This is a genomic window from Mesorhizobium sp. WSM4847 (genome assembly GCF_055811335.1).
This window is the reverse complement of record NZ_JBVVPY010000001.1, coordinates 509,410-523,731: the sequence shown is the minus strand read 5'-3', so window position 1 is coordinate 523,731 and position 14,322 is coordinate 509,410. Positions and strand designations below refer to the sequence as shown.

Annotated in this window: 6 protein-coding genes; 2 read left to right on the top strand and 4 right to left on the bottom strand. The window is 63.4% G+C overall.

Annotated features, from left to right (window positions below):
* Nucleotides 1-4: 4 nt before the first annotated feature.
* The 3 genes from sctJ to AC0L28_RS02420 are packed head-to-tail and all read right to left on the bottom strand — an operon-like array spanning nucleotide 5 to nucleotide 1,998.
* Nucleotides 5-838 carry a type III secretion system inner membrane ring lipoprotein SctJ gene (gene sctJ, locus AC0L28_RS02430; RefSeq protein WP_287179639.1) on the bottom strand — a complete coding sequence of 278 codons (834 nt, stop codon included), beginning with the start codon at nucleotides 836-838 and terminating at the stop codon, nucleotides 5-7.
* Nucleotides 839-853: 15 nt separating this feature from the next.
* Nucleotides 854-1,501: a hypothetical protein gene (locus AC0L28_RS02425; protein ID WP_473475318.1), complete on the bottom strand. Its 648-nt coding sequence runs from the start codon at nucleotides 1,499-1,501 to the stop codon at nucleotides 854-856.
* Nucleotides 1,502-1,521: 20 nt separating this feature from the next.
* Nucleotides 1,522-1,998 (bottom strand): type III secretion protein, encoded by a 477-nt coding sequence (locus AC0L28_RS02420; RefSeq protein WP_287066464.1) that lies wholly within the window; start codon nucleotides 1,996-1,998, stop codon nucleotides 1,522-1,524.
* A 16-nt stretch (nucleotides 1,999-2,014) separates the two neighbouring features.
* On the opposite strand from AC0L28_RS02420, the gene AC0L28_RS02415 reads away from it, so the two are divergent.
* Nucleotides 2,015-3,112 carry a L,D-transpeptidase gene (locus tag AC0L28_RS02415; protein ID WP_473475316.1) on the top strand — a complete coding sequence of 366 codons (1,098 nt, stop codon included), beginning with the start codon at nucleotides 2,015-2,017 and terminating at the stop codon, nucleotides 3,110-3,112.
* A gap of 39 nt (nucleotides 3,113-3,151) precedes the next feature.
* Nucleotides 3,152-4,114 carry a LysR family transcriptional regulator gene (locus tag AC0L28_RS02410; protein WP_128245325.1) on the top strand — a complete coding sequence of 321 codons (963 nt, stop codon included), beginning with the start codon at nucleotides 3,152-3,154 and terminating at the stop codon, nucleotides 4,112-4,114.
* Here the strand turns inward: AC0L28_RS02410 and AC0L28_RS02405 are convergent.
* Nucleotides 4,087-14,268: a LysM peptidoglycan-binding domain-containing protein gene (locus AC0L28_RS02405; protein ID WP_473475314.1), complete on the bottom strand. Its 10,182-nt coding sequence runs from the start codon at nucleotides 14,266-14,268 to the stop codon at nucleotides 4,087-4,089. The genes AC0L28_RS02410 and AC0L28_RS02405 overlap by 28 nt on opposite strands.
* Nucleotides 14,269-14,322 lie beyond the last annotated feature (54 nt).

Below are 14,322 nucleotides of genomic sequence, written 5' to 3'. Positions count from 1 at the left end.
TGGATCATGTCTTCTTCACCGGCATGGCCGAAGCGTCGAGCGCATAAACACCGGGTCGTCGATACCACTGGACGTAAGCCAGGCGGGCAGCCAGCGCCGCTATAGCCGCCATCATGCCGTAAAACAGCCACATCGCGGCGGCGACGCTGTCGGGATGCAGCCAGAGGCCGAGGAACGTCGTGAAACCTGGCTCGCCGGTTGCGTGCTCGGGAACTGCCGCGGTCACCGGAATGAGCGTGACGGATACATTGTCATAAGTCAGCCCGGCGATGCCTTTGGCCACCAGCATCTTGACCTGAGGGATCAGCTCATTCATCGGAACGGATGCGCGATGCCGGATGAAAACGGAGGCGGACGATGGCACCAGCCGCTGTCTCAGCGGATCGTTTTCGGGCAGGACGAGATGAACGCGCGCGGAAAGCACGCCGTCGATGTCCGAAATCGTCTGCGACAGTTCCTGGCTTAGGCCATAAATCATCGTCGCACGCTCCTCGACCGGCGAGGATACAAGCCCGTCTCGCTTGAACACGTCGCCGAGCGTCTGGAATTCCTGTTTGGGTAACCCGCTTTCGTCGAGAATCGCCATGGCTTCGGCGAAACGGTCCTTCTGTACGGAAACCGTCATTTTGCCGTCCTTGCCCGCCTCGCGTTGGGCCGGGATGCCATGACGCATCAGCGTGGCCACGATCTCGTTGGCCTGCCGCTGGTTGAGGTCGGAATACAGCTCAACCGAGCACGCCTGGAGCACAAGCATGCTCACCACGACGAGCGCGACGCGGCACCGGACGCCGCATCGATCAAATAGTGTCGACCGCCGCGGCAAGGTTATCGTGTGCACGAACACTCCGTAGGCTTACTGTTGCTTGATCAGCGTGCTGGTGGACGACGTAACGGCCGTTACGCTGCTCGTGACCACCTCGAGATTGGCGGCTGCCCACATCACCGAAATGGATCGTTCGAGCAATTGCTCGGCATTTTTTGCGGTGGCGTTTTCGTCTTCCTTGCCTGACGGGGCCTTGCCTGACGGGGCGGTCTTGCCGGCGCCATCCTGCATGGTGGCCGTTTCAGCACTCACAGGGGCGTTTGCCTGACCAAGGGCCTTCTCGACCTGCTGCATGGTCCCTTCCAGCGACTGAACCGCAGAACCGAACAATGCAGACGGATCCGTGAGCGCCCCGCCCCCAGCCTTCTCCACCTCGGCCAGATAGTCGAACAGCTTGTGTTCGGCGATCGGCTCGGTCTTTTCCAGTTTGGACGATTGTCCGGCCATCGCCGGATTGGCTCCCGAAGACGACTGCGCCACCTGCTGGCCTGCCCGCGCGGCGACATCACCGCGTTCAGGCATACTGACCTTCGCGGCATCATGTTTTTCCTGATTGGCACCCACCATCCGGTTACCCGGCTGCGCTGTCGTGCCGGCGGTGATCTGCTGCTGCGAAGCCATGCTGGTGGTCAAGTTCGCCAGCGTGGCTTCCAGGGCTCCAATCGGCGCGATTTGCATGAACCTGCCCTCCTGCTTGCTTAGTTCGGTTTGCCGGAGGGAACATTCTGCGCCTCCGCCTGCCTGCCGCGGAAAACGCGGACCGGAACAACTTTGCCAACATCCTGCTTCGCGCTCGGCGCCGCAGGAACTCCCAGTGTTTTCCTGACAAGTTCAACATAGGACGGCGGCCCCGATACCGAGACAACATCGTCTTGCCTGGACACCTTGATCGGAAACTTCGGGTCGATGACCCCCAGCCGCGAAAGCCGATCTTCCGCACCGGCAGCCGTGTTGGCATCAAGCGCGATCATTTCCGTCCGGACCTCAGCTTCGGTCGCGACGTTCATGACGATGCCATCGAAATGCCAGACCAAGCCGTATCGATCGCAGATCTCCTGCAGGAACTCGCGCGCCGTTCCAACCGGCATGCCGGCGCTTAAACGCCCCTTTACGAGTTTGCTGACTCGCATGGGCACCCGCATGTTGCGGCCTAGCTCGACCAGCGCGTCGGCCACCGACTGATCGACGGTGATGTATTTGTACGGGCCGGCAGGCCAGCGCGGTTCGGCGGCGTTGGCCTGCGACGAGGCAAGGCCGAACGCCAGGATCATCGCAAGACCGCAGGCGACAAAAGCAGCCCTGGCTCCCGAGAACCGATCCGCATGGCAGGTGTCGCGTCCCGTCAACATTGGTCCTATCGCAAAGGGACGCACGAGCGATGGCCCGCGTCGCTGGTTTCATGATTTACCCGCCGATTCACTCTATCGTGCACATTGCAGAATTGGAAGTCCAATTGGATTGCGTACGAACATTTGGTGCCAAATGTTGCGAACCGCCTGCAAAGCGATATGGTGCGCGCTGGAATCAGGTGATCGTCAGCTGGACGCCTGGATGCAGAAGAGATCGGTCTTGGCGGCAATCATGATCCTGCTTGCGAACCTGCCTGTTCCCGTCAAGGTTGCGGGACGCAAAGTCCGGGTCGCCCCGTGCCTTAACCAGAGGTTGCGTGCATTTCTGATCGCTGCCCTATCGATTGCCGCGATGGCGCCGGCGCAGGCCCAATCGAATAGCGGTTATGACCCACGAAGCTGGACTTACGATCCGGCAAGAAATGTGCTGGTCTCCCCTTCCGCACCCGACCAGACTTCCGATGGAGAAACCCGGAACGACTGGTCAGCAACCCCCAGGAAGATCGTGCATTTCAGTGAGGCTCAACCGAAGGGATCGATCGTTATCAGCACCACGGAGCGGCGGCTTTACTACATTTTGGGCAACGGAAGGGCGCTGCGATACGCGGTGGGCGTTGGAAAGGAGGGCTTGGAGTGGGCCGGCCGCGACACGATTTCGAGCAAGAAGACCTGGCCGGACTGGCGGCCGCCGGCCGAAATGCGATCCAGGGAAGCGTCAAATGGCCGCTTCCTGCCTGCCCATGTCGAGGGAGGACCGAACAATCCATTGGGCGCGCGCGCATTGTATATCGGCAACACGCTTTATCGCGTCCACGGCACCAACCAGCCATGGACCGTCGGACAGGCCAACTCCTCCGGTTGCATTCGCATGACCAATGACGACGTCATCGATCTTTATGACCGCGTGAAGATCGGCAGCCAGATCATTGTGCGGCATTGATGGCCGTTCCCGAAAGCCGCAAATGAGTGATTCCCAGTCGTGATACCTTTCAATATCAAGCAGCTCGAAACCTTTCTCCTGGTGGCGACGTTCGGAAGCTTTCGCAGGGCGGCTGAACGCCTGAACACCACGCAGCCGGCGGTGTCCACCCGAATTGCTGGGCTGGAGGAAGCGCTTGGCGCCAAGCTGTTCGAGCGACAGAGCAGCACGGTCAGGCTCACCGCCGAGGGACAACGGCTGCTGCCGCCTGCCCAACGGGTTCTGCGTGTCGCAGAGCGGCTGCAACTGATGGCCAGCTCTCTTTCAGAGACTTCAGAGACGACGAGGGTGCTGAGGCTTGGGGTCGCCGAAACGATCGTGCACACCTGGCTGCCGGATTTCCTCACGGCACTGAAGGCAAACTTTCCGCTTGTCGATACCGATATCGTCGTCGATGCGACGACGACCCTTCGCAACGAACTCATGTCACACCGGCTCGATCTTGCGGTGCTGATGGGCCCTGTCCTGGAGTACAGCATCGAGAATATCGAGATGCCGTCCTTTCCGCTTGTCTGGGTCTGCTCGCCGCAGCTGGAATTGCCTCACCGGCGCAAGGTGACGCTGAACGACCTGATGCAGTTTCCCATCATCAGCTACGCGCGCACCACGCGACCCTACAGCGAACTCTACCGCAAGCTCACCGGCGAATTCGAGGAGACGCCGCGCATCTTTCCGGCCAACTCGCTGGCCGCTTCCATCACGATGACACTCAACGGAATCGGCATAGCCTCGCTGCCCGAGGGCGTCGTCCAGGACTATCTCGCAAGCGGAAAACTGCGCATCGTCGAATGCGAATGGCACCCGTCTGACCTACAGTTCACCGCCTCCTACTCTTCCGAACCCTCCAATCCGATAGCGGAGCGGGCGGCAAAGCTGGCCGGCTGCGTTGCGCATGCCTATGCTGCGAGAACCGACAAGCTCAGGCCCGCGGTTTCTCAGCCGACCAAGGTGGCCGGCAGGTAGATGCGGTCGCCTGAGAAGATCACATCCGGGCTCATTATATGGTCCATGTTGAGCACCACCGTCTCGGCCACATCCGCGGAATGGGTCCTGGCGATCAGGCGAATGCTGTCGCCGTTCTTGACCTCGACCCACTGGTAGCCGTCTTGCTCCAGCGTTGGATTGGTGCGGCCCGCAGGGTTGCTGCTGCCGTCGGCGTGCGCCTCGACATGATCGCCGGAAACCCAGCCACTATGCATTTCGCCGTCCGGCCCGAAACCTTCGACCGGTATCCAGGCCTCCCCTGACTCGTCTGCCGAAGGCGCGGCGGTCTGCTCGACGAAGCTCCCGGGTTGCAGAACCGTCACCACGGTCGAATCCCCGTCAGGCTGGGTCCGCAAGTTCAGGCCGTCATCGGCCAGCACGGCGAGTTGCGGGAAATCCTGCGGCGGGGTTTGCGTCCCGGGATCAGGCTGCTCGGTCTGTTCGTCCGGCGGCGCGCCCTCGACACCGGAAGGATCGTTACCCGGCGCGGTCTGTTCGTCCGGTAGCGCGCCATCGACGCCGGAAGGTGCGTCGCCCGGCGCGGTCGGCTTGGTCGGCGGCGTCTTGCCGGTGTTCCATGGCTGGTCGTCCAGCGTATCCCAGGCAAACAGCAGCATGCCGACGCCGAAGGTCACGCCAAGCGCGATGCGATCGGCGATCCCCCAGCGCGCGTCGGACTTTGCCCGGGCGTCGATCTGCTCTGGCGTCCTCGGCACGGCCCGGCGGTTGAGCAGATCGGTGCGCGCGGCCGACACCCAGAACTCGGCGCTGCCGACGGTGAACAAGGCGCCCGCCGAAGCGGCCAGCGGCGAGTGCAGGTTCTGTGCCGTGTAGAGAAGGGAGCCGAAGACATAACCAGGACCGGCCAGATGCTCGGCCACGTTCCGCAACACCGGCCGTCCGGCGATCGACTGCAGCGCGGATTTCGTGCCGTAGATCACATTGCCCAGCGAGAAGGAGCCGTTCAACCAGACATTGTCGCCGCGCAGCAGCCCGGCGGCCGAGCCTGGAGACGAGAAGATGAACGACGCCCCGCTCGCGGCATTGAGGGCGCGTCCCAGCGGCTTGTGATTTGCCGTGGCGTTCGGAAAGACCGATTGCGCGCTGAAGACGACGCCGCGCACGCCGAACGCAACGCCCGCAGCCGTCGCGGCCCAATGCGGTGGCAGTATCTGCCATACCGTGTAGGAGGAGCCGGCCATTGGACCAAAGGTCGCGACCAACTGCGCGTTCTCCTTGATGCGGGCGAGGGTCAGCGCCTGATCGACGGCCGCAGTTTGATCCGGCGTCATGATCTTCTTGTGGGTCGCCCGATAAGTGGTCATCTGCAGCACCGAAAGCGCGTTAGTTTGCTCCGTCGACATCCAAGTAAATTGCCTGGGCGTGAACTTGCGCAACTGGCCGGGGCTCAACTCGCCAAGCTGCTTCGGCGTCAGCGCCGCTATCTGCTGTTTCGTCAGCGCCTCGATCTGATGAATGGTCAGAGCGTCAAGCTGCTCCCGCGTCAGTGCCGAGACGTGGCGTGGAGACAGCTTTGCCATTGTCGCAGGATTGCGTGCCGCGACGAGAGCTGGGTCCAGCGCCGCAAACTGGGTGGCATTGAGATGGCTGAATTGGGCAGGCCGCATGGCGGTGACCTGTTCCGGCGTAAGGGCGTTGCGCTGCTCGTCACTGAGCTTGGCGATCTGGTCGGGCGTCAGCTTGCGCACCTGCTCGATGGTCAATCCGGCGAGTTGCTCTTGCGAGAAGGCCGCGACCTGATCCGGCCGCAAGCCGGTGATCCGGCCAGAGGCAACAGCCTGCAATTTGCTTGGCCTGATCGCCTGGAGCTGTTCGCCACCCAGCGCCCGCAACTGCTTCGGTGGAAGCGCGGCAAGCTGATCGAACGTCAACTGCCGGATCTGCTCGGGGCTCAGCGCAGCCACCTGCTCAAGCGCCAGCTTGGCGATGTTCTCCGGCTTGATGGCGTGCAATTGCGGACCGGTCAGCCCGGCAATCTTATCGGCTGCAAGCGCTCTGACCTCCGGCCCGGTCGGTGCCCGCACAGGTTCGGCAAATCCCGGCTCCGCGGCGAAACTCGCCGGAAGCTCAAGGCTGATGATGTTTCCGCTGACGGGGTTAAAAACCGCCCTGCCCCGGTCAGGCGCCGGCGGCCATGTCGCGGCTGTCGGCGTTTCGGCAGCACTATTCTCTGTCGGCGGCGTTTCGCCGGCCACGGCCGGGGCTTCGTGGCCGACCACCGCGGCCACTGGCGGCGGCGGCGCTTCGGCCTGTTCTGGCGCATCCCAGAACTCGTCGGCCGGCCGCAAGATCACCTGCGGGCGTTTTTGTGTCGATCCGCCAGGCGCGACGGCATCCTCATTGCGCGTGAACTCACCGACGAAATTGCCGTCCGGATCCATCATCCGCCAGCCATGGACCTCGTTCCATGGTATGCTGCCGTCGATTGCAGTCTCGTCGACGCGGGCCATGCTGTCGCTGACCGGCCGGCCCATCGCCTCGAACTCGGTCGGGACGTGGAGGCGCGGTCTACTCGGATTGAGCGTGTAGAGATAGGTATGGCCCTGCTGCCGCGCGGCCCGTGACTCTTCCGAAACGAAAGCCTTGGCGCCCGAGATCGACTGGCTGGTGCCAACGAAACGGCCATGGGTATTGCCCAGCACATAGTTGCTCAGGACGATGCCTTGCGGATTGTCCACCCAGATTCCGGTCGGCGGCGGCGGCGAGAAGCCGCCGGCGTCCCTGATCTCGCTCGGCGCGCGTGTATCGGCGCGGAAAACATAGGGGCCGACATTGCCGCGCAAGGGTCTTGCGGGGTCGCCGGCGCCGTCGACGGGCAGATTGCCTTCCTCGGGAAGGCTCCCCGGCACATGGTCATCGGAAGCGCCGCGCGTCCATGGCAGGACATAGGGCTCTCCGGTTTCGGGATCCCGGAACAGGATATGCGATTTATGCATCAACTCCGGTTCGTCGCCGCGCGCGCTCGGCGCATCGGCCGGCGGCACATAGACATTCTCCGCACTCGGCGGCAGCGGCCCGTAGCGGGTTGCCGTCACCGACTGCCCAGTCTCGTCCCTTAGCTGCATCGGTCCGCTGCGGCGACTGCCGACCTGCGAGGAGAGGAACGTCAGCACCCCGTCGGCAACGTTCTGGCGCATGAAGCCGCCATCGACGATCGACGGGCCGAATTTCGTCCGGAATTGCTCGATCGCCGCGCGCTGGTCGGGTCTTGCCGTCGTTCCCAGTTCGGAGAGGAACTGATCCAGGGAGGCCTTTGCCCCCTTCGGAATGCCGGTCGCGGCGCCGTCGCGCGAAGTTTCCACGGCGCGAGCAAGCCAGGCCGGGACCGTCAGCGTTTCATTCCGGCCATCGGCTCGATCGAAGGCCAGCGTGGCTGTTTCATTCCTGGCGATTGAAGGAGCGACCTTGGCTGCGTTGGACTTGTACTGGATTCTCACCTCGGCGCTGAAAGCCACCGCCCCGGCTGGCAGAGGCGGCGTCGACAGTGAAAGCGTGTAGCGTGTCGCCGGCGTGCCGTCAGCGCCGTACAGGTTCCGATAGATGTTGCCGGCGCTCGGCATGTAACGGGACTGCGGCGTCCCGTCGGGAGTGAAACGCGCTGGAAGCCACGACTGCACCGTCGATTTCACCTTGTAGGCCGCCGACGTTGCCATCCGGTCGGGGTTGAGGCCGAGCACGCCGGGAAGCCTGTTTTGATCATTGAAGATGACGTCGATCAGCATTGCCTCGGGGTTTGCAACGCGCGCCTTCTCACCGGTCAGCAGAACGATGTCCGCCGTCGGCGCCTTGCCCGGCACGGCCGAAAGCCGCAACCCGCTTAGCGTCGGCTCATCGACGAAGGAAACTGTGTTCGACGGGTCGATCTGACCAGACTTGACGAGGTCACGGATTGAGGCGATGCCATCGCCTTGTCCGATCGCCGCGATGAGCTCTGACGCCTTGGCCGGATCCTTGACCGCGAACTGGATCTTCAGGTTTGTCGAGCCGAGAGCGGACTGGATCTGGTCGTAGGTCTGCCTCGACACGATGTCGCCCGGCTGGAGCGTGTCCTTGACAGGCAGTTCCGGGCGCTTCTCGAAGCCGAGGCGTGGCATCTGCTCGACTGCCTCGACATGGTTGGCCACGATCGGCAGCCGCAGCCCGGCCTTGAATTCGGTCATGACACGGTCGAACGGAAGCGCCCCCTCCAGCTCGACGTGGCCAGTGCTGTTTTCCGCCGGCACGCCAAAGAAATCGTGCTGGCCAACAACGAGCGTGGCGTCCTTAGCCTCGAGCGAAGGCGTATAGGTCATTTCGATCACAGTGCCTTCGCCATCCGGCGTCATCCCGACGATGGCGGCATCCAGCGGCCTGACGTTGTAGCCGGTCGCATCGCTGAATATCGCTTTGCTTGCCGCTGCCGAAAGATCGCTGCCGCGAACCGGCAAAGCCGTCTGGTTGGACACCGGCCAGACGCCGGCCTGAAGGCCGGTGATGTTCCTGTATTCCCGCGCCCGGTAGGAGACGACGCCGTGAGTGTAGAGCGCATCCTTGAACGGCGTCATGCTGCGCTGGCTGATGCTGTCGACGACCGACCACCCGATCATGCCGAGATCGGTCTTGGTTCCAATACCGACGCCTGCGGCCGCCACCGTCGGCGAGCCGATGTCGAAGTACTCGCCGGTATTCAAGCGCGTCCGGATCGTGACGCCGATGCGGAAGTCGGGCAGTATGTCGCGCAGCGGTGTGCGTGGTATCTGCACGCCATCCGGGCCGTAGCGCTCGGCCAACTCGCGGCTCGAATAGTAGCTCTTTTCTGCCTCGTACCTGGCCAGCAGCTGTTCGCTGGTCAGCCCGTCGAGATAGGCGGATGGTGTCTTGGGGTCCTTGCCGCTGCTGTAGGCATAGCCGCTGGTATCCGGCTCCGGCATGCCGGTGAAGCTGCGCGTCTGCGGATCCCAGACGAGGCGCATCGGACCATCCGTTGCCGTCGGCTCGTTCGGCACGATGATGGGATCGCCATCCGCCGGCCGGGTGGCGTTCTGCTCACGCGCTTCCTGGGCGCCTCGATCGGTGGCATTCTCGGGATCGCCATCCGCCGGCCGGGTGGCGTTCTGCTCACGCGCTTCCTGGGCGCCTCGGTCGGTGGCATTCTCGGGATCGCCGCGCTCGCCCGGGGCGCTCGGCCCTTCATCGTGGACGTTCGTCACCGTTCCTTCGATCACCGGGTGATGGGCATCGTGGAAAGCTATCTTGTCCGTGGGCCGGTAAACCCCGTCGGGACCCTGCTCGTGGATCACCATCGGCCGGCCACTGTCTCCGGCGGCGATCGCGAGCCGCCCCGTCGTGTTGCCCGGCGGCGGGACTACGCCATCCGGCACGGGGCCGTCGGCACCCTGCTGTGGGTTCTGGCCGTGGGTGCCGGTGCCTGTCTGTCCGGATCCCGGCCGGACCGATAGCCCCCTGATGCCCATGCCGGTGCCGAATGCGCCTGCGCCGAAATTGATCATGGCACTGGCGAGCTGAAGCCCGTTCATGTCGCCGCCATTGACGACCATGTCGTAACCGGAAACGCCGACCAGCGGCACAGCGGCGGCCACTGTCGTTGCGTCGATACCGTAGGCAATGCGGTTGGAGGTGGCTCCCGACTGCATGTATCGGGCGATGTGGTTGGCATAGTCGTTGGTCGTCCTGGTCCCTCCAATGCTCGCCATGAAGGCGGTTCCGCGCGGAACGCCTGCCCGGACAAGCCCGCCCAGGCGCATGGCGCTCGAGCCTAGCGGCAAGACGGTCGTTGCTATGCTCACGACGTTCATGATCGACTGCGTGTCGGTCCACTCGCCGCCGCGGCTGATGTGTTCATGCTGGTTGATGACCGCGCGCGTGCCGAGATAGGCGGCGCCCGCCAGGGCGATCGGCGCCGCGATCGGCGCGGCCGGCGTGAAGGACAGGATGGTCGCGACGCCGGTCCCGATACCCACGATCGGATCGATAGTGGATTCCCAAGCCGAGAGTACGCGGGCCTGCTGGGCGTCGATCTCGATCCGGCCGTCCTCGCCCGGCGTCATGTCCAGGTTCTTGGCGTAGACAATCCGCCCGTCGTCGCTGAACTGCTCGTTGTTGTGGCGGAAGTCCTCTATATCCGCGTAGCGCTTGCCCGTTATATCTACATAACCGATCTCGCCCTCGTCATTGCGAACGCCGAACAGCATCGTTTGGCTGGTGCCGTTCTCGTCGACATAAAATATCGGAATCGCGGAGACCTCGGGCGCGTCACCACCAAACTCGCGAATCCCCTCCGCGACGGATTCGAGGATATCGGCGTGATCCTCGTTTTCGGCGTCAAGGCCGAGCGAGTCCTGAATGGTCTGTTCGAGCGCATCACCTTCCCGGGTGTGGAAGGAGCCATCGAAGCCGTTTTGGTAATAGCTCTGGAACTGGGACTGGAAATCGGCATCCAGCACGTCTTGCTTGTCGTTTTCCAGGCGCTCGTCCAGCACGGTCTTCGGCATGTAATAGTTGTACGTATTCTCGGCGGTATCGCGCTGACCTGCCGCGATTCCGTTCATCTGGTCGCGGAACACCTCCAAATTTCCGATTTCGGTGTTGACCGCGGCCAGGTCGAGCGTGCTCAACGCCAGTTCCGGCGTGACCCAGCGGCTCTCGGGATTGTACTCATCGTCATCCGGCGTCACGTCTATCTGCACCTGGATCGGCGTCCCGCTCTCGATGACCGCATCCAGATTGCCGGCTTCCAGCTGTTCCTTGACTTCCGGCGAGACCATAATGGTCTGGCCCTGCCATTCGACGCTCACGGGTTCGACGCCGTCCGGAAAGGCGCCGTCAGACAATTCGGTCGTGCCTGGCCCATACTCGGCGAGATCGCTCTCGAACTGGCTCCGGACTGCGGAGAGGCCTTCGTTCAACGTCCCGAGTGCGGTTTCCGCATTCGATGCCATGAGCTCGTTCAGATCTGCAGCGGCGTTTTCGCGCGCCGCAATGAACGTCTCGCCATGCGTGTGGATCTCGTACTCTTCGGGAATGCCTTCCGGATGCTCGTTCCAGGCGGTGTTCAGCGATTTACCTTCAGGGACGCCGGTCGCGACATGTTCGTTCCAGGCTTCGTTCAGCGACTCATCGACCCACGACCCCGGCGGATTGCGCGACACTTCTGGATTAAGATCTTGATCAAACACGCTCAGCCTGATCGACTGGCCGTGCCGAGAGTGGTGCGACATCGGGCGGTCGATGTCGTACTCCTCCACATAGTGTCCACGATCGTAATACACATCGATCATCGCCTGACCGTCGGCGGTCACATAGGCTCGCGCATACATGTCGTCGCCGCCGCTGGAATTGTCCTCCAGCCATTCGTCGAACATCTCGCGCATCATTCGAGCCGACTCGGCTTCAAAGCCGCGCAGGTCGCTCTCGGCGCGCAAATAGTCCGCGTAGGTCTGCCCCAGCTCGACGCGATTCTGCGCCAAGTCGCGCAGGCCCAGCAGATTCTGATGATCGGGCGATTGGGTGTCGACACCGGCCTGTTCGTTACGGGTGATTGCAAGATCGATCGAACCCAGGTCACCTTCCGCGATCAGGCGGTTGTACTCGCCGAACAAGGCCTCGACCTCGGCGTGTTCGGCGCGGGAGCCGGCATATGCCTCCTGCTGGTAGACGTCGGTGTGGATGTTTGAATCCTCCGCCGTGGTCTCGGGCGCGTTGGGATCCGGAGCGGCCACCAGAGGATCGAGTTCGCGATTTGCTTCTATGGCCGCGTCGAGCGCCGAACTCGCTTCCTCGAAGGTGCTCCTCACTTCGGTGGCATCGTCGAGCACGGTCTGGGCCGCGGTCAGCGCCTCCCGGGCTTCCTCGATCGTGGCTTTGGGTTTCTCGAAATCGATAGCGTAGCCGTGCGGGTTCAGGACCCCGTTCAACGTATCCTCGGCTGCATCCTGAGCGCCGGCACGGTCCGAGTCGAGCGCATAAACGTCGCTCTGCGCATTGGATGCATCGATGACTGCGGAAAGTTCGCTGATCGTCGCCAGCGTCTCCGAATCCGCCATCAGGGCTTGCGCCACATCCGGATGGACCCAGCGCACCGCGCCCTGCCAGTCCATAGGCACCCAGTCGGCACCAGCCTCTTCGGGACGCTCGCCATAAAGGTCGAGCACCTCGCCGTCCTGATCCATCACCGGTTCGGCCGGGATCCCTGGGCCGTGTTCCTCGACCACCTCGCGGGCTGCGGCCGACACCTCTCCCAGTCCTTCGACGGCCTCGAGATCCAGGCCTGCTCCTTCCTGCTGGATGGCCTCGCTGGCGAAGATGCCGTCAAGGGTGTTGAGGACGGTCTCGGCCTCGCGGGCCTCCTGTGGGCCGCTGCTGTTTGGATTGACATCCGTCAAGAGCTCGGCCAGATCCGCCTCCAGGCTGCCGGCTTCAACCTCTATCTCGTAGCCATGCTCTTGATTGGCGACCGTGACGGTGCCGTCCGGATTCTCGGTCACCGTGTAGCCGTTGAACGTCACCTCGACGGTGGTCCTGGTGGCGCCGTCGATCACCACGGTTTCCCCGGGATGAATAAGGTCGGGATCGCGCGGAGAGCTGAACAGCTCCGGATTGCTCTCGGCGAGATCCTCCAGCGTCACACCATGCGCCTCGGCGATGTCGCTCAGATTGTCACCGGGTTGGACCTCGTAATCGATCGGCTCGCCATCCCCCAGCGTCTCGACAATGGTCTCGGTGCGCCGGCCGTCCTTGTCGACGACGATCGTCGTTTCGGTGTTGTTCTTAGGGTCGACGATGGTGGTGGTCTGCTCGCCGGTCTCGGTGTTGCGCTCGGTGTGGCTGGTCCTGCCATTGCCGTCGACCGTATCGGTCGTCTCGGTATTCCCCTCGATGGTCGTCACCGAAGTCGAACCGTGTTGGTAGTCGTTGTTGTAGGTGACCGTCTTGCCCGTCTCCGGATCCGTGACGACGATCTGCAGGGTTTCGCCCGGGTCGCCGCCCTGCGTCACCTCGAGGCCGGCGGCGTTCAGCTCGGCGATCACCTGCTCGGGCGTGAGATCGCTCGCCTCGGCGATCTCCTCGATGCTCATGCCCTCGGCAAGCTGCTCCTGGATCGACGCCGCGCCCGAGCCGTCGGCGGTCTGGGTCTGCGCCAGGATTACTTCGTCGCCATCCGGCCCCGTGACCGTGGTTACCGGCAAGGCGACGCTGTTGTTGGGCGCTACCATCTCAACCTTTGCGCCGTTCGGCAGGGCCTTCTCCACCGTGACGGTGCCGTCGGCAGCCGTGTGAGTGGTGGTGGTGATGCCGGTCTGCGGGTTCGACGTGCGTTCGGTGACCGCGCCGTCGCCGAGATCGTCCACGAGCGTCGTCGTGATCGCGCCGGTCTGCGCGTCGACACTGGTGGTTTCCTTGCGGCCGAGATCGTCACGGATCGGCGATGAAGTCGCCTGCAAGTCGGGGCCGGCCTCTTCGGTGTAGTAGCCGCCGTGATGATAATCCTGGTTTTCGGTGATCGTGCGGTCTCCAACGGTGATCACCACCGTGCGGGTGTCGCCGTTGGCGTGCTCGGTCGCTACCGCCGTCATGCCGCCGGCATTCAGAGCCGCCACCACATCCTCGGGAGCCATGTGCTGCTCGGCGGCGATGTTGTCGATGCTTTTGCCGCCCTCGATCGCCTTGAGGATGTCGTTCGCCTTGGCGTTCGGCGCCTCGACTTTCGGCGCCTTGACTTCCAGCGCTTTGACTTCCGGCGCCTTGACTTCCGGCGAAACAACGAGGTTTGGCGCGCCGCCGAGATCCTGCGTGAAAAGCGCCGGCGCGGCGGTGGCGCCGCCATTGCCGTTTGCCGTGGTGACCGCGGCAGGCAGCTCCGGTCCTGGCTGCGCCGGGGCGGTCGACTGTGGCGACGGGGCAGTCGGCTGCGCCGTCGTCAGATCCGCATTGACCTGCGTCAGCCGCTGGCGGGCGCCCGCGGCCGCGTCGGCCTCGCCCATCTTGTTGGCGAGCCGGATTTCATTTTGCAATTTCGTGGCTTCCGCCTGCAGCCGCGTAATCTGCTCGGCATTGGCCTTTGGATCGACCCTGGGCGGCGGCGGCGGCTTGACGGTGTTAATCGGGCGGATCATCAAACAACCTCCGGAGCCGGTCCAGTCCTGGTTCAGGCAGTCTGCCTGCCGTCA

Excerpts from the sequence above, each read along its gene's own strand:
- AC0L28_RS02425 (WP_473475318.1), bottom strand. The coding sequence starts at position 1,501 with ATGCAAATCGCGCCGATTGGAGCCCTGGAAGCCACGCTGGCGAACTTG.
- AC0L28_RS02415 (WP_473475316.1), top strand. The coding sequence starts at position 2,015 with ATGTATTTGTACGGGCCGGCAGGCCAGCGCGGTTCGGCGGCGTTGGCC.
- AC0L28_RS02405 (WP_473475314.1), bottom strand. The coding sequence starts at position 14,268 with ATGATCCGCCCGATTAACACCGTCAAGCCGCCGCCGCCGCCCAGGGTC.